Here is a 14,225-nt window from a genome sequence, read left to right on the forward strand (position 1 = left end):
AAAAGTCCAAAATGGAAGAAAGAAAATTAAGAAAAACAAGAACCGGGTTGGTTGTAAGCAACAAAATGGAGAAATCTATTGTTGTTTCTGTAGAGCGTAAAGTGAAACACCCGATTTATGGTAAGTTCGTTAAGAAAACTACCAAATTTATGGCTCATGACGAGACTAACACTTGCGGTATCGGTGATACAGTGTTAATCATGGAAACTCGTCCGCTGAGTAAAACCAAGAATTGGAGATTAGTGGAAATTTTAGAAAGAGCTAAGTAACATGGTACAACAGGAATCAAGACTGAATGTTGCTGACAACAGTGGAGCTAAACAAGTTTTAGTTATCCGTGTTTTAGGTGGTACCGGAAAGCGTTATGCATCCATAGGTGATAAAATTGTTGTCACTGTAAAGAGCGCTATTCCATCAGGGAACATCAAAAAAGGATCTGTCTCTAAGGCAGTTGTTGTGAGAACAAAAAAAGAGATCAGAAGAAAAGACGGTTCATATATCCGTTTTGACGATAATGCAGCTGTATTGCTGAACGCTCAGGACGAGCCACGTGGAACACGTATTTTCGGCCCTGTAGCTAGAGAGCTACGTGAAAAACAATTCATGAAGATTGTATCATTAGCACCGGAGGTTTTGTAAAATGGAAAAGAAAATAAAATCACAACCTAAGTTGAAGATCCGTAAAGGAGATCTAGTGCAGATTGTTGCAGGCGACTCTAAAGGAAAACAAGGTAAGGTATTAGAAGTTCAGCTAGCTACTAGCAGAATTATAGTTGAAGGTGCCAACATGGTATCTAAACATACAAAACCAAATGCTGCTACTCCAAATGGAGGTATCATTAAGAAAGAGGCTAGTCTTCATATTTCAAATATCATGCTTGTTGATGCCAAATCTGGTAAACCAACTCGCGTAGGTAAGAAGAAAAATGCAGATGGTAAATCAGTTCGCATCTCTAAAAAGTCTGGGGAGGAAATTAAGTAATGACTTACGTACCAAGATTAAAATCAAAATATAACGAAGAAATCGTTACTGCTTTAAAGGATAAATTCCAGTATAAAAGCGTAATGCAGGTTCCACGTTTACAAAAAATCGCTATCAACCAAGGTGTTGGTGGAGCGTCAACAGATAAAAAATTAATTGATAATGCAATTAATGAAATGACCACTATTACTGGTCAGAAAGCCATTCCTGCAAAGTCAAAGAAAGATATATCTAACTTTAAGTTACGTAAGGGTATGCCAATTGGTGTGCGTGTAACTCTACGTGATAACCACATGTACGAATTTCTTGATCGTTTGATCGCTGTAGCTTTACCACGTATTCGTGATTTCAAAGGCATCAATGATAAGGGTTTTGACGGACGTGGAAACTATACTTTAGGTGTAACTGAGCAAATCATTTTCCCTGAAATCAATATTGATCAAATCAATAAGATCATGGGTATGGACATCACTTTTGTTACTACTGCTAAGACTGATGTTGAAGCTTTAGAATTATTAAAGCAATTCGGTTTACCATTTAAGAATCAAACTACAAACAATCAATAATGGCTAAAGAAGGTGTAAAAGCACGTGAAGTAAAACGTGCCAGATTAGTTGCCAAGTTCGCAGATAAAAGAGCAGCATTAAAAGCTGCTGGAGATTTTGAAGGTCTTGATAAATTACCTAAAAACTCTTCACCAGTACGTTTACACAATCGTTGTAAATTAACTGGCCGTCCTCGTGGATATATGCGTCAATTCGGTATTTCAAGGGTAACATTCCGTGAAATGGCATTGGCAGGTAAAATCCCAGGAGTACGTAAGGCATCTTGGTAAAATTTTTATTTTTAGGTTTTTAATCATAATTTTGGATATTATCTAATATTGCAAATATTATATTAAGCGTACGTGCTTTATGTATGTAGCTAATTGCCTACCAATATTAAACTAAATAAATTAACCGATAGCAGGTCGTTCCGAATAGGTTGGAAAGGAAACCACTATCACAACAAATAAATAATGAATACAGATCCAATAGCAGATTATCTTACGAGAGTAAGGAATGCCATTAAGGCTAACCACCGCGTTGTAGAGATTCCTGCATCAAACCTTAAAAAAGAAATGACAAAAGTTCTTTTTGACAAAGGTTACATCACCAATTACAAGTTTGAGGATACAAATACTCAAGGAACGATTAAAATCGCTTTGAAATATAATCCTATAACAAAAGTTCCAGCTATTCGCAATATTTCACGTGTGAGTACTCCTGGTTTAAGAAGATATGCTGGCGTTGAAAATATGCCACGTGTATTAAACGGTTTAGGTATCGCTATTCTTTCTACTTCTAAAGGTATTATGACCGATAAAGAAGCTAAGAACTTGAATATTGGCGGTGAGGTTTTATGTTACGTTTATTAATAGGAGGATAAGAGAAGATGTCAAGAATAGGAAAAGCCCCGATTAATATCCCTGCAGGTGTAACCGTAACAGTTTCTGATACGAACCTTGTAACAGTTAAAGGTCCAAAAGGTCAATTAACTCAGGATGTAGATGCAGATATTAAAATTGTTCAGGAAGATGGTGTTTTAACAGTACAACGTCCTTCAGAGCAAAAACGTCATAAAGCACTTCATGGTTTATATCGTTCACTAATCAATAACATGGTTGTTGGTGTTACTGAAGGATACAAATCAGAGCAAGAGCTTGTGGGTGTTGGTTACCGTGCTACGAACGTAGGTAATACTTTGGATTTAGTGTTAGGATATTCTCACCACTTTGTGTTTGAATTACCTAAAGAAATTAATGTTACTACTACTTCAGAAAAAGGTAAAAACCCAGTAGTTATATTGGAGAGTATCGACAAGCAATTATTAGGACAAGTAGCAGCGAAAATTCGTTCTCTACGTGCTCCAGAGCCTTACAAAGGTAAAGGTATTAAGTTTGTTGGTGAAGTGTTAAGAAGAAAAGCTGGTAAATCAGCCGCTAAAAAATAATCATCATGGCAGGAATTAAATTATCTCGCAGAGAGCGAATCAAAAGAGGAATCAGAAAGAGATTAACAGGTTCTGCAGAGCGCCCGCGTTTGTCAGTGTACAGAAGCAATAAAGGGATTTACGCTCAGATTATCGATGATAATAGCGGAAAAACTATTGTTTCAGCATCATCTTTATCTAAAGATTTTGTTGCCAATGGAAATAAATCTGATCAATCAAAAGCTGTTGGTAAAGCAGTAGCAGAAAAAGCATTAGCAGCAGGTGTAAACCAAGTTGTTTTTGACAGAAATGGCTACCTGTACCACGGTCGTGTAAAGTCATTGGCTGAAGGTGCACGTGAAGCTGGTTTAGTATTTTAATTAGCATCGGTTACAGCGATCATATATCAATAATATCGGTGTTATCATAAAATAAAGAGAATGTCAACTATCAATATAAAAAGAGTAAAATCAAGCGAAATCGAATTAAAAGATCGCTTAGTTAGCATCCAACGTGTTGCTAAAGTTACCAAAGGTGGACGTACCTTCAGTTTTTCTGCTATCGTAGTGGTAGGAGATGAAAACGGAATCGTAGGTTTCGGTTTAGGTAAAGCAAAAGAGGTTACTGAAGCTATTGCTAAAGGAATTGATGATGCAAAGAAGAATCTTGTAAAAGTTCCTATTATTAACGGAACTGTTCCTCACGAGCAGTTAGGTAAATATTCAGGAGGCTTCGTATTCATTAAACCTGCTGCTCCGGGTACCGGTGTTATCGCAGGTGGTGCAATGCGTGCGGTACTTGAAAGTGCCGGTGTACATAATGTACTTGCAAAATCTAAAGGTTCGTCAAACCCGCACAACGTGGTAAAAGCAACAGTATTAGCACTTTCACAATTACGTGATGCTTATACAGTAGCTCAACAACGTGGCGTTAATTTAAATAAAGTATTTAACGGATAATCATCATGGCTAAAATTAAAATAACCCAGATTAAAAGCGTTATCGATAGAAGCGAGCGTCAAAAAAGAACTATGCAGGCATTAGGTTTAAGAAAAATAAACCATTCTGTAGAGGTTGAAGCTAATCCGGCGATTATCGGAATGGTGAGAAAAGTTAATCATTTAGTAGCAGTAGAAAGTATCTAATCATGAACTTAAGTAACTTACAACCTGCAGAAGGTTCAACAAAAAATAGAAAACGTATCGGTCGTGGAACCGGATCTGGTCGCGGTGGAACTTCCACTCGTGGTCATAAAGGTGCTGGATCACGTTCTGGATACAAGAGTAAAGTCGGTTTTGAAGGTGGTCAAATGCCTTTACAACGTCGTTTACCTAAGGTGGGCTTTAATCCTATTAACCGTACAGAATATGTTAGTGTTAATTTAGATGCATTGCAAGCTCTTGCAGAAAAGTATAATTTAACCGCTATCGATTTTGATACATTCAGAGAGCATGGTTTAGCCTCAAAGAATGATTTAGTTAAGATCTTAGGTAGAGGTGAAGTTAAATCCAAATTGGATGTTAAAGCACATGCATTCTCAGCTTCTGCGCAAAAAGCAATTGAAGCAGTTGGTGGTGCTATAGCTAAATTATAATTATTCATGAAAAAGTTTTTTTCAACGCTTTCCAACATCTGGAAAATTGAAGACTTAAGAGCTCGAATTTTATTCACGCTCTTATGTCTTTTAATTTATAGAATAGGTTCATTCATTGTTCTTCCGGGTGTTGATTCTGCATCTCTTGATGATGCTCAAGCAAAAGAAGGTTTACTAGGGTTGTTGAATATGTTTGCTGGAGGGTCTTTCTCTAGAGCATCTATATTTGCACTTGGCGTTATGCCTTATATTTCTGCATCTATCGTGGTGCAGTTATTAGGTATCGCTGTTCCTTATTTCCAAAAACTTCAAAAGGAAGGTGAAAGCGGACGTAAAAAGATTAATCAGGTGACTCGTTACCTGACAATCATTATCACTGCTCTACAAGCAATTGGTTATGTTCGTTCTCAAATTAGTCCTGATGCTCGTTTGCTTTCAGAACCAATGTTTAGCATAACTTCAATGTTTATCCTTACCGCAGGAACTATGTTCGTAATGTGGTTAGGTGAAAAAATTACTGATAAAGGTATTGGAAATGGTATTTCCATGATTATCATGGTGGGTATTATCGCTCAGTTACCTTTTGGTATTCTATCTGAATTCAATTCTAGAATGGGTGCTCAAGGTGGTTTAATTTCTTTCATTGTAGAGATTGTAGCTTTGTTTTTAGTGGTCATGTTTACCATTTTGATTGTTCAAGGTGTTCGTAAGATTCCTGTTCAGTACGCTAAAAAGATTGTTGGTGCTAAGCAGTATGGTGGTGTTCGTCAGTATATTCCTTTAAAGGTGAATGCAGCGGGTGTTATGCCAATCATTTTTGCTCAAGCGATTATGTTTATACCAACAACCATTAGTTCATTTTTCCCATCTGCGCAATCTTCATTCCTTACTGCATTTAGTGATTATACTTCATTGACGTATAATCTTACTTTTGCATTTATGATCATTGCCTTTACTTTCTTCTATACAGCCATTACCGTTAATCCGGTTCAAATGTCTGATGATATGAAGAAAAATGGTGGATTTGTACCTGGCGTAAAACCTGGTAAAACTACTGGTGACTATATCGATGCTGTAATTTCAAAAATTACTTTGCCAGGATCTATATTTTTAGCTATTATTGCTATCATGCCTTCAATTGCAATTATTTTAGGTATCAATAGTCAGTTCGCTAATTTTTATGGCGGTACATCTTTGCTAATTCTTGTAGGTGTTGTATTAGATACTTTACAACAAGTAGAAAGTCATTTATTAATGCGTCATTATGATGGCTTAATGAAGACTGGTAGGGTTAAAGGTCGTACTCCGGTTTCAGCTGGAGCGTCTGGAATATAAAATAGATGTCTAAGGTTTTTTACAAGTCTTTAGAGGATATAGAAAAAATTAGAGAAAGTTCTCTGCTAGTTTCTAAAACTCTTGCCGAAGTTGCAAAAAACATCGGAGAAGGTGTAAAGACTATTCATCTAAATAAGATCGCTGAAGAATTTATTCGTGATCATGGTGGAGTGCCAGCATTCTTAAATTATCATGGTTTTCCATATTCACTTTGTATCTCTCTTAATGATCAAGTGGTTCATGGTTTTCCAAGTGAATACCAAATAAAAGATGGAGATATTGTCTCTGTTGATTGTGGAGTTATTCTAAATGATTTTTTTGGAGATTCAGCTTATACTTTTCCAATTGGAAATGTTAATGCTGATACCTTAAAACTTTTAGAAGTTACTAAGGAATGTCTGAAACTTGGTATTGAAAAGGCAGTTGTTGGTATGAGAGTGGGTGATGTGGGATATGCCGTTCAAGAGCATGCTGAAAAGAATGGCTTCGGTGTAGTGAAAGAACTTGTTGGTCACGGTGTTGGTGTTAAACTCCATGAAAAACCTGAGGTTCCTAATTATGGTAAACGTGGTTCAGGAATAAAATTGGAAGAGGGGATGGTGATTGCCATAGAACCAATGATTAATGCTGGTAAAGCTGGTGTTAAATTTTGGGAAGATGGATGGACTGTTAGTACAATAGACCAAAAATTATCTGCTCATTATGAGCATACAGTGGCAATTAAGAAGGGTAAAGCCGATGTTCTTTCAACATTTGAATACATAGAACAAGTTTTACAACAAAAAGATTAAATATTAAATTTTTTTATTTAATTTTGCATCCCTGATAGGATGGGCTTGAGAATGAAAAATACAGCTTTATCTCATAATTTATTCGGAGAGAGCGATATTTTCGACACTTGTTTATGTTAAATCAGGAGAAATTTAAATAATATATGGCCAAACAGGCTTCAATAGAACAAGACGGAATTATTAGAGAGGCATTGTCTAATGCAATGTTTCGTGTTGAATTAGAAAATGGACACGAAATTATCGCGCACATTTCTGGAAAAATGAGGATGCACTACATCAAAATTCTTCCAGGAGATAAAGTGAAATTGGAAATGTCGCCTTATGATTTGAGTAAAGGCAGAATAACATACAGATATAAATAGGATAAAGATGAAAGTAAGAGCATCCATCAAAAAACGTAGTGCTGACTGTAAAGTAATCCGTCGTAAGGGAGTACTTTATGTGATCAACAAAAAGAACCCAAAGTATAAACAACGTCAGGGATAATAAATTGACAAGAAGGATTGATGTCTGATCTAATTTCACGCATTTAATCATTCATTCAATCATTAAATATAAATATGGCAAGGATAGCAGGTATTGATTTACCAAAAAACAAAAGAGGAGAGATCGGACTTACTTACATTTTCGGTATCGGAAAGGCAACCGCACAAAGGATCCTTAATGATGCTGGTATTGATGTGAATATTAAAGTTCAAGATTGGACTGATGATCAGTTAGCAGCAATTCGTGGTTTCATTAATGATGAAATCAAAGTTGAAGGTGCTTTACGTTCTGAAGTACAATTGAACATCAAACGTTTAATGGACATCGGTTGCTACCGTGGTCTGCGTCACCGTAAGGGACTTCCAGTTCGTGGTCAACGTACTAAGAATAACTCTCGTACTCGTAAAGGTAAGCGTAAGACTGTTGCTAATAAGAAAAAGGCAACTAAATAAGATATGAGATAATAGACTTGAGATATGAGAGTATGTCAAGTCTATTTCTTTATTAATTAACAGATTAAGCGGATATGATTTTAAGATTCTATGGAATCTAAATCATGACTAAAACAAGAAATTGATATGAGTAGAGGGCATGTGTTTCACATCTCAAGTCTCATATCTAAAATCTCTAAAAATGGCTAAAACTAAAAAAGTTACCAAAAAGCGTATTGTAATTGTTGAACCAATTGGTGAAGCACACATTAATGCTACATTTAACAACATCATTATTACTTTAACTAATCTTCAAGGTCAGACTATCTCATGGTCTTCTGCAGGTAAGATGGGTTTCAAAGGTTCTAAGAAAAACACTCCATATGCTGCTGGTCAGGCTGCTGGTGATTGTGCAAAAGTTGCTCATGATCTTGGTCTTCGTAAAGTTCAAGTTTACGTTAAAGGTCCAGGTTCTGGTCGTGAGTCTGCTATCCGTACTTTGCAAACTGCTGGTATTGAGGTAACTACAATTCAGGATATTACCCCGCTACCACATAATGGTTGCCGTCCTCCAAAGAGAAGAAGAGTTTAATACATATAATTAATAATCATTTTTAAAGCTAAGATTCTCCCGACATGGTTGGGATGATACTTTAAAAAACACACAACAATGGCTAGATACACAGGACCCAAGTCCAAAATCGCCCGTAGATTCAGAGAACCAATTTTTGGTCCTGATAAGGCATTAGAAAGAAAAAATTATCCTCCAGGGATGCACGGTACCTCAAGAAAAAGAGGTAAGCAATCAGAATTTGCTGTGCAGTTAATGGAGAAGCAAAAAGTTAAATATACCTATGGTGTATTAGAACGTTATTTCGAGAACCTTTTCCACAAAGCTTCTGCAAAAGAAGGTATTACTGGAGAGAACTTATTAAAGTTTCTTGAAGCTCGTTTAGATAATACTGTTTACCGTTTAGGTATTGCTCCAACCCGTTCAGCTGCTCGTCAGCTTGTAGGTCACAAGCATATTACTGTGAATGGTGAAATTGTAAACATCGCTTCTTATTCTTTACGTGCTGGTGATGTTATCGCTGTGCGTGAACGTTCAAAAAGCCTTGAAGCTGTAGCTCATTCAGTTGCTGCTAGAACAATCAATAAATTTAGTTGGTTAGAGTGGGATGCAAATACCTTAACTGGTAAATTCCTTAACCTACCAAGTCGCGAAGAAATTCCTGAAAACATCAAGGAAAATCTAATCGTCGAGTTGTACTCTAAATAAGATATGAGATTTGAGATATGAGATTTCTATACCGGAATCTCATATCTAGTTTCATAAATATTAGCCTGAAAAGGTTAGAGATAGGGCGGGGAGATATGGGTTTAGCTCATTTCTCATTTCTCAAATCTCATATCCATAAACAATAAACAAATTTGATAAATGGCAATTTTAGCATTTCAGAAACCTGATAAAGTTATCATGCAGAAATCTACGGATTTCGACGGTACATTTGAATTCAGACCATTAGAGCCTGGTTTTGGTGTAACTATTGGTAATGCTTTACGCAGAATACTTTTATCTTCCTTGGAAGGTTTTGCAATAACTTCTGTACGTTTTTCAGGAGTTTCTCACGAATTCTCAACAATTAAAGGTGTTGTTGAAGACGTAACTGAAATCATTCTTAGCTTGAAGCAAGTGCGTTTCAAAAAGACTGGTGATTCTGGTGATAGCGAAAAGATTTTCGTAATTATCACTGGTCAAGATCAGTTTAAAGCTGGTGATATTTCCAAGTTCTCAAATAACTTTGAAGTTCTTAATTCGGATCTTGTGATCTGTAATATGGAGTCTTCAGTTACTTTAGAGATCGAATTAACTGTTAACAAGGGTAGAGGTTATGTTGCCGCTGAAGAAAATAAAAGCGTTGACTCACCACTAGGTGTTATTGCAATCGATTCTATCTACACTCCAATCAAGAATGTTAAGTATTCTATTGAGAACTTCCGTGTAGAGCAAAAGACCGATTATGAGAAGCTTGTTCTTGATATTTCAACTGATGGATCGATTCATCCTGAAGATGCTTTGAAAGAAGCAGCTAAGATTTTGATTCACCACTTCATGTTATTCTCTGATGAGAACATCATGCTTGAGTCTCAGGCTAAAGAAGAAACTAAAGAAGTTGATGAGGAAATCTTACACATGCGTAAAATCCTTAAAATGGAATTAGTTGATCTTGATCTTTCTGTGCGTGCATTAAACTGCTTAAAAGCAGCAGATATCCGTTCATTAGCTGATCTTGTTTCTTATGATGTAGCTGATATGTTGAAATTCAGAAACTTTGGTAAGAAATCTTTAACAGAAATCCAAGACTTAGTAAAATCTAAAGGTTTATCTTTCGGTATGAACCTTTCAAAATTTAAATTAGACGAAGAATAAATAAGCGAAATGCATAATTCCCGATCCCGAAAGGTTGATCGACGGTATGCACGTGCACAATCAAACAAACAATGAGACACGGTAAAAAAGTAAACCATTTAAGTCGTACAGATAGCCATCGCCGAGCGATGCTTGCTAACATGGCTTCTTCGCTTATCCTACACAAGCGCATCACTACTACACTTGCTAAAGCAAAAGCTTTACGTGTGTATGTAGAACCAATCATTACAAAATCTAAAGACGATACTACTCACTCTCGTCGTACAGTATTCAGTTACTTACAAAATAAAGAAGTAGTAACTATTTTGTTCCGCGAGGTTGCTGCTAAAGTTGCTAATCGTCCAGGTGGTTATACCCGTATTATTAAAATGGGAAATCGTTTAGGTGATAACGCTTCTATGGCTTTAATTGAACTTGTAGATTATAACGAAATTTACACTTCTGGAGATGCAGTTGCTGAAAAGAAATCAACTCGTCGTCGTGGTTCAAAAGCTAAAAAAGCTGATGATACTCCTGCTGTAGCTGCTAAAGCTGCTCCAAAAGCAGAAAAAGAAGAAGTAGTTGAAGTAGTTGAAGAAGTTCAAGCTGAGGAAACTCCAGCTGAGGAAACTGCTACTGCAGAAGCTCCAGCTGAAGAAACTCAAGCTGAAGACTCTACTGAAGAAGAGAAAAAAGGAGAATAATTTCTCTAAATTTTATTCAAAAGACCTGCTCATTGAGCAGGTCTTTTTTGTTTTAATATTATTTATAAAATCTTGCCTTAGGCTTATTTGAAATTCAATAGGTAAATCGTTATCTGCCTTTTTGTTTTATGTTCTTTGCTGGACATAAGAGCCCAATCAAATACATTACTGCCATCCTGTCATTTTGCTAAAGAGCTTTATAGCTATAATAATAGGCAAAATACTGTCATTTATGGTCAAGACTTAATTGGCACAAGGCTTGATAATTAGATTTTAGTAATAATATTAAATTAAGAAGGATTAAAATATGGCAAAGATAATTGGTATCGACTTAGGAACTACAAATTCATGCGTATCAGTAATGGAGGGTAATGAGCCTGTAGTTATTCCAAACAGCGAAGGTAAAAGAACTACCCCTTCAATTGTTGCTTTTGTTGATAATGGAGAGCGTAAGGTAGGAGATCCGGCAAAACGTCAGGCAATCACCAACCCAACAAAAACCATTTCTTCAATCAAGCGCTTCATGGGAAATAGCTTTGGTGAGGTTACAAACGAAATGGCTCGTGTTCCATACACAGTGGTTAAGGGTGATAATAATACTCCGCGTGTTAAAATAGATGATCGTTTATATACTCCTCAGGAGATTTCTGCCATGGTTTTGCAGAAAATGAAGAAAACTGCAGAAGATTTCTTAGGTCATGAAGTTAATGAAGCAGTAATTACTGTTCCTGCCTATTTTAATGATGCTCAGCGTCAAGCAACAAAAGAGGCTGGTGAAATTGCTGGACTAAAAGTTTCTCGTATTATCAATGAGCCTACAGCCGCAGCGCTTGCTTACGGTTTAGATAAAGCTCACAAGGATATGAAAATTGTAGTGTTCGACTGTGGTGGTGGTACGCATGATGTTTCTGTTCTTGAGTTAGGTGATGGCGTTTTTGAAGTAAAATCTACTGATGGTGATACACACCTTGGTGGTGATGACTTTGATGCTGTAATTATCGACTGGATGGCAGATGAGTTTAAGAGCGATGAAGGCATAGATCTTCGTAAAGATCCAATGGCACTTCAGCGTTTAAAAGAAGCTGCTGAAAAGGCTAAGATTGAGTTGTCTAGTACTGCTCAAACAGAAATTAACCTTCCTTATATCTCTGCTGGCGATGGGATGCCAAAGCACTTAGTAAAGACTTTAACCCGTGCTAAATTTGAACAATTAGCTGATAGTTTAATCAAACGAACTATTGAGCCTTGTAAAAAAGCATTGAAAAATGCTGGTTTAAGCACTTCTGATATCGATGAAATCATTTTAGTTGGTGGTTCAACTCGTATTCCTGCTATCCAAGATGCTGTAAAGGCTTTCTTTGGTAAAGAGCCTTCAAAAGGTGTAAACCCTGATGAAGTTGTGGCAATTGGTGCTGCAATTCAAGGTGGTGTTTTAACCGGTGAGGTTAAAGATGTATTATTACTTGACGTTACTCCACTTTCTTTAGGTATTGAAACTATGGGTGGTGTAATGACTAAACTAATTGAAGCCAATACAACTATTCCATCTAAGAAATCTGAAGTGTTCTCAACAGCCTCTGATAATCAGCCATCTGTAGAGATTCATATTTTGCAAGGTGAGCGCCCAATGGCAAATCAAAACAGAACAATCGGTCGTTTCCACTTAGATGGTATTCCACCTTCACCACGTGGTATTCCGCAGATTGAAGTAACTTTTGATATTGATGCAAACGGTATCCTACACGTAGCAGCAAAAGATAAAGCAACTAATAAAGAGCAAAAGATTCGTATTGAGGCCTCTTCTGGACTTACAGATGAAGAAATCAAGAAGATGAAAGATGAAGCTGAAGCGAATGCTGAAGCAGATAAAGCAGCACGCGAAGAGGTTGAAAAACTAAACGCAGCAGATGCTCTGATTTTCTCTACTGAAAAGCAATTAAAAGAGTATGGCGATAAATTAGCCGACGATAAGAAAGCTCCAATTGAAGAAGGTTTGAAAAAACTGAAAGATGCACATGCTGCAAAAGATTTCGCTGCAATAGAGACTGCTCAGGAAGCACTTCAAGCTGCATGGAACGTTGCTTCAGAAGATATGTACAAAGCGTCTCAGGAAGCCGGACAGGCTACAGGAGCTGCTGATGCAGGTCAACAAGCTGCAGCTGATGATACAGTTACTGATGTTGATTTTGAAGAAGTAAAAGAAGACGATAAGAAATAAGTCTTAAATTGATAAATAAAAACCCCATTCTTTTCGGAGAATGGGGTTTTTTATTGGGTTAATTAGAAAATAAACCCTTCTTTTAATTATTGATCAACAAAAAAGCCTCAGATTATCATTCAATAATCTGAGGCTTTCTTTTATTATTATAAAAATCTACCAGAGTTTAGAAGGGTAAACGCCTTCTGAAACCAGTTTATCGATATTTTCTTGCACAAATGGCTTATCCTCAGAATAGGTCACGCCAAACCACTGGTTTTGAGTGGGAATTACTTTGAAAGATGCCTGTTTGTTTTTTATGAGTTTTTCAGCAACCAGCGGAATGAAAAATTCTGATTTAGGATTTTCCTTATTCGCCAATGCAAACTCTTTGAATAAGTCGGCCGAATAATCAAATATTTTTGGCGTAAAACCCCAGAAATTCATAGAAACACGTGTATTCTCATTCAATGGGAATTCTTTTTCATTTTCCTCAAATACAATAGTCTTTTCCCCATCTGTACCAGCCTTGAAAAATACTTTCGTACGCTCCTGAATTTCAGTTAAATTACCATCGCCATCTACTTCACAAACTCCTCTAGACACTGAACCATGCTCAGAAAGTGTTTTATCTATTTGATAACCTATCATAGAGAACTCTTGATCATTCACCTCATTAGTAAGGAAGTCGGCCATTTTTTGATAAGACTCACGGCCATAAAAATCATCCGCATTAATTACGCAAAAAGGCTCCTTTACCGCATCGCGTGCAGCTAATACCGCATGTGCTGTGCCCCAAGGTTTTGCTCTTTCAATCTCAATATCTATCCCGAAAGGTTTTAAATCAAATGTTTGAAATACATAATCGGTTTCAATTTTCCCATTTAGCTTTGGCTCAAAAATACCCTTGAAGTTTTCAGCAAATTCTTCTTTAATCACAAAGATAACTTTACCAAAACCTGCTTTTATAGCATCATAAATTGAATATTCGATGATTGTTTCACCATTAGGACCAAATCCATCGGTTTGTTTCATACTGCCATATCGGCTGGCCATTCCTGCTGCCAGGATTACTAAAGTTGGTTTCATTATATCTTATTTTGAATTAAATATTTTTGTTCTATCTGGATTTCTAATGGTTTAATATTTATTTTAAATATTTTCTTGATTTTATCTTTAAAATCAAGCTCTATTCCGCAATTCTTGTTCCAATTTCTATTCAAATTCCACAAATTAATACAATTTGAATCTGATTTTGTTTTTATTTATTTTAAAAATATTAAATATCTAATAAATTAATTTATTTAATATTAAAAATAAAAATA

General features: G+C 36.3%; 22 protein-coding genes. 21 read left to right on the plus strand and 1 reads right to left on the minus strand.

Going from position 1 to position 14,225, the window contains the following annotated elements; genetic code table 11:
* Positions 1-11 precede the first annotated feature (11 nt).
* The 21 genes from rpsQ to dnaK all read left to right on the plus strand — a co-directional run bounded on the left by rpsQ (position 12) and on the right by dnaK (position 12,921).
* Complete coding sequence (gene rpsQ / locus QZ136_RS02480) at positions 12-269, plus strand: 30S ribosomal protein S17 (RefSeq protein ID WP_291399966.1); 258 nt, start codon at positions 12-14, stop codon at positions 267-269.
* Between the two features lies 1 nt (position 270).
* The gene (gene rplN, locus QZ136_RS02485) at positions 271-639 is read left to right on the plus strand and encodes a 50S ribosomal protein L14 (RefSeq protein ID WP_291399968.1); all 369 of its coding nucleotides are present in this window, start codon (positions 271-273) and stop codon (positions 637-639) included.
* A 1-nt stretch (position 640) separates the two neighbouring features.
* The gene (rplX, locus tag QZ136_RS02490; RefSeq protein WP_363244679.1) at positions 641-982 is read left to right on the plus strand and encodes a 50S ribosomal protein L24; all 342 of its coding nucleotides are present in this window, start codon (positions 641-643) and stop codon (positions 980-982) included.
* A complete protein-coding gene (gene rplE, locus QZ136_RS02495) occupies positions 982-1,548 on the plus strand; it encodes a 50S ribosomal protein L5 (RefSeq protein ID WP_291399970.1) in 567 nt (188 codons plus the stop codon). The genes rplX and rplE overlap by 1 nt, the downstream gene beginning before the upstream one ends.
* A complete protein-coding gene (rpsN, locus tag QZ136_RS02500; protein ID WP_090706504.1) occupies positions 1,548-1,817 on the plus strand; it encodes a 30S ribosomal protein S14 in 270 nt (89 codons plus the stop codon). Before rplE ends, rpsN begins: the two co-directional genes overlap by 1 nt.
* A 180-nt stretch (positions 1,818-1,997) precedes the next feature.
* The gene (gene rpsH, locus QZ136_RS02505) at positions 1,998-2,399 is read left to right on the plus strand and encodes a 30S ribosomal protein S8 (protein ID WP_363244696.1); all 402 of its coding nucleotides are present in this window, start codon (positions 1,998-2,000) and stop codon (positions 2,397-2,399) included.
* Positions 2,400-2,416: 17 nt separating this feature from the next.
* Positions 2,417-2,974 (plus strand): 50S ribosomal protein L6, encoded by a 558-nt coding sequence (gene rplF, locus QZ136_RS02510; RefSeq protein WP_291399976.1) that lies wholly within the window; start codon positions 2,417-2,419, stop codon positions 2,972-2,974.
* Positions 2,975-2,979: 5 nt separating this feature from the next.
* Positions 2,980-3,333: a 50S ribosomal protein L18 gene (gene rplR, locus QZ136_RS02515; protein WP_291399978.1), complete on the plus strand. Its 354-nt coding sequence runs from the start codon at positions 2,980-2,982 to the stop codon at positions 3,331-3,333.
* A 60-nt stretch (positions 3,334-3,393) separates the two neighbouring features.
* Positions 3,394-3,912, plus strand: coding sequence for a 30S ribosomal protein S5 (rpsE, locus tag QZ136_RS02520; protein WP_291399980.1), 519 nt, complete (start codon positions 3,394-3,396; stop codon positions 3,910-3,912).
* Positions 3,913-3,917: 5 nt separating this feature from the next.
* Complete coding sequence (gene rpmD / locus QZ136_RS02525; protein ID WP_163402601.1) at positions 3,918-4,097, plus strand: 50S ribosomal protein L30; 180 nt, start codon at positions 3,918-3,920, stop codon at positions 4,095-4,097.
* A gap of 2 nt (positions 4,098-4,099) precedes the next feature.
* Positions 4,100-4,546 carry a 50S ribosomal protein L15 gene (gene rplO, locus QZ136_RS02530; protein ID WP_291399983.1) on the plus strand — a complete coding sequence of 149 codons (447 nt, stop codon included), beginning with the start codon at positions 4,100-4,102 and terminating at the stop codon, positions 4,544-4,546.
* A 6-nt stretch (positions 4,547-4,552) separates the two neighbouring features.
* Entirely contained in the window at positions 4,553-5,881 is a 1,329-nt protein-coding gene (gene secY / locus QZ136_RS02535) for a preprotein translocase subunit SecY (RefSeq protein ID WP_291399985.1), read from the plus strand.
* 5 nt (positions 5,882-5,886) lie between these two features.
* Positions 5,887-6,672: a type I methionyl aminopeptidase gene (gene map / locus QZ136_RS02540; protein ID WP_291399987.1), complete on the plus strand. Its 786-nt coding sequence runs from the start codon at positions 5,887-5,889 to the stop codon at positions 6,670-6,672.
* A 143-nt stretch (positions 6,673-6,815) separates the two neighbouring features.
* The gene (gene infA / locus QZ136_RS02545; protein WP_026897900.1) at positions 6,816-7,034 is read left to right on the plus strand and encodes a translation initiation factor IF-1; all 219 of its coding nucleotides are present in this window, start codon (positions 6,816-6,818) and stop codon (positions 7,032-7,034) included.
* Positions 7,035-7,041: 7 nt separating this feature from the next.
* A complete protein-coding gene (gene rpmJ, locus QZ136_RS02550; protein WP_079702220.1) occupies positions 7,042-7,158 on the plus strand; it encodes a 50S ribosomal protein L36 in 117 nt (38 codons plus the stop codon).
* Positions 7,159-7,232: 74 nt separating this feature from the next.
* Entirely contained in the window at positions 7,233-7,610 is a 378-nt protein-coding gene (gene rpsM, locus QZ136_RS02555; protein ID WP_291399996.1) for a 30S ribosomal protein S13, read from the plus strand.
* A 181-nt stretch (positions 7,611-7,791) separates the two neighbouring features.
* Complete coding sequence (gene rpsK, locus QZ136_RS02560) at positions 7,792-8,181, plus strand: 30S ribosomal protein S11 (protein ID WP_291399998.1); 390 nt, start codon at positions 7,792-7,794, stop codon at positions 8,179-8,181.
* 78 nt (positions 8,182-8,259) lie between these two features.
* Positions 8,260-8,868 carry a 30S ribosomal protein S4 gene (gene rpsD, locus QZ136_RS02565; RefSeq protein WP_291400001.1) on the plus strand — a complete coding sequence of 203 codons (609 nt, stop codon included), beginning with the start codon at positions 8,260-8,262 and terminating at the stop codon, positions 8,866-8,868.
* Between the two features lie 159 nt (positions 8,869-9,027).
* Positions 9,028-10,020, plus strand: a complete 993-nt coding sequence (locus tag QZ136_RS02570; RefSeq protein ID WP_291400003.1) for a DNA-directed RNA polymerase subunit alpha — start codon at positions 9,028-9,030, stop codon at positions 10,018-10,020.
* Positions 10,021-10,091: 71 nt separating this feature from the next.
* On the plus strand, positions 10,092-10,703 hold the full coding sequence (rplQ, locus tag QZ136_RS02575; RefSeq protein ID WP_291400005.1) for a 50S ribosomal protein L17: 612 nt from the start codon (positions 10,092-10,094) through the stop codon (positions 10,701-10,703).
* A gap of 307 nt (positions 10,704-11,010) precedes the next feature.
* Positions 11,011-12,921 (plus strand): molecular chaperone DnaK, encoded by a 1,911-nt coding sequence (gene dnaK, locus QZ136_RS02580; RefSeq protein WP_291400007.1) that lies wholly within the window; start codon positions 11,011-11,013, stop codon positions 12,919-12,921.
* A gap of 156 nt (positions 12,922-13,077) precedes the next feature.
* Here dnaK and QZ136_RS02585 read toward each other — a convergent pair whose 3' ends face one another.
* Entirely contained in the window at positions 13,078-13,989 is a 912-nt protein-coding gene (locus QZ136_RS02585; protein ID WP_291400009.1) for a sugar phosphate nucleotidyltransferase, read from the minus strand.
* Between the last annotated feature and the right edge of the window lie 236 nt (positions 13,990-14,225).

It is taken from the genome of Daejeonella sp. (genome assembly GCF_017495225.1).
In the GTDB taxonomy this organism is placed as follows: Bacteria; Bacteroidota; Bacteroidia; order Sphingobacteriales; family Sphingobacteriaceae; genus Daejeonella.

Bases quoted from the DNA above. Each gene is read 5' to 3' on its own strand.
- rpsQ (WP_291399966.1), top strand. From the start codon at position 12: ATGGAAGAAAGAAAATTAAGAAAAACAAGAACCGGGTTGGTTGTAAGC.
- rplN (WP_291399968.1), top strand. From the start codon at position 271: ATGGTACAACAGGAATCAAGACTGAATGTTGCTGACAACAGTGGAGCT.
- rplX (WP_363244679.1), top strand. From the start codon at position 641: ATGGAAAAGAAAATAAAATCACAACCTAAGTTGAAGATCCGTAAAGGA.
- rplE (WP_291399970.1), top strand. From the start codon at position 982: ATGACTTACGTACCAAGATTAAAATCAAAATATAACGAAGAAATCGTT.
- rpsN (WP_090706504.1), top strand. From the start codon at position 1,548: ATGGCTAAAGAAGGTGTAAAAGCACGTGAAGTAAAACGTGCCAGATTA.
- rplF (WP_291399976.1), top strand. From the start codon at position 2,417: ATGTCAAGAATAGGAAAAGCCCCGATTAATATCCCTGCAGGTGTAACC.
- rplR (WP_291399978.1), top strand. From the start codon at position 2,980: ATGGCAGGAATTAAATTATCTCGCAGAGAGCGAATCAAAAGAGGAATC.
- rpsE (WP_291399980.1), top strand. From the start codon at position 3,394: ATGTCAACTATCAATATAAAAAGAGTAAAATCAAGCGAAATCGAATTA.
- rpmD (WP_163402601.1), top strand. From the start codon at position 3,918: ATGGCTAAAATTAAAATAACCCAGATTAAAAGCGTTATCGATAGAAGC.
- rplO (WP_291399983.1), top strand. From the start codon at position 4,100: ATGAACTTAAGTAACTTACAACCTGCAGAAGGTTCAACAAAAAATAGA.
- secY (WP_291399985.1), top strand. From the start codon at position 4,553: ATGAAAAAGTTTTTTTCAACGCTTTCCAACATCTGGAAAATTGAAGAC.
- map (WP_291399987.1), top strand. From the start codon at position 5,887: ATGTCTAAGGTTTTTTACAAGTCTTTAGAGGATATAGAAAAAATTAGA.
- infA (WP_026897900.1), top strand. From the start codon at position 6,816: ATGGCCAAACAGGCTTCAATAGAACAAGACGGAATTATTAGAGAGGCA.
- rpmJ (WP_079702220.1), top strand. From the start codon at position 7,042: ATGAAAGTAAGAGCATCCATCAAAAAACGTAGTGCTGACTGTAAAGTA.
- rpsM (WP_291399996.1), top strand. From the start codon at position 7,233: ATGGCAAGGATAGCAGGTATTGATTTACCAAAAAACAAAAGAGGAGAG.
- rpsK (WP_291399998.1), top strand. From the start codon at position 7,792: ATGGCTAAAACTAAAAAAGTTACCAAAAAGCGTATTGTAATTGTTGAA.
- rpsD (WP_291400001.1), top strand. From the start codon at position 8,260: ATGGCTAGATACACAGGACCCAAGTCCAAAATCGCCCGTAGATTCAGA.
- QZ136_RS02570 (WP_291400003.1), top strand. From the start codon at position 9,028: ATGGCAATTTTAGCATTTCAGAAACCTGATAAAGTTATCATGCAGAAA.
- rplQ (WP_291400005.1), top strand. From the start codon at position 10,092: ATGAGACACGGTAAAAAAGTAAACCATTTAAGTCGTACAGATAGCCAT.
- dnaK (WP_291400007.1), top strand. From the start codon at position 11,011: ATGGCAAAGATAATTGGTATCGACTTAGGAACTACAAATTCATGCGTA.
- QZ136_RS02585 (WP_291400009.1), bottom strand. From the start codon at position 13,989: ATGAAACCAACTTTAGTAATCCTGGCAGCAGGAATGGCCAGCCGATAT.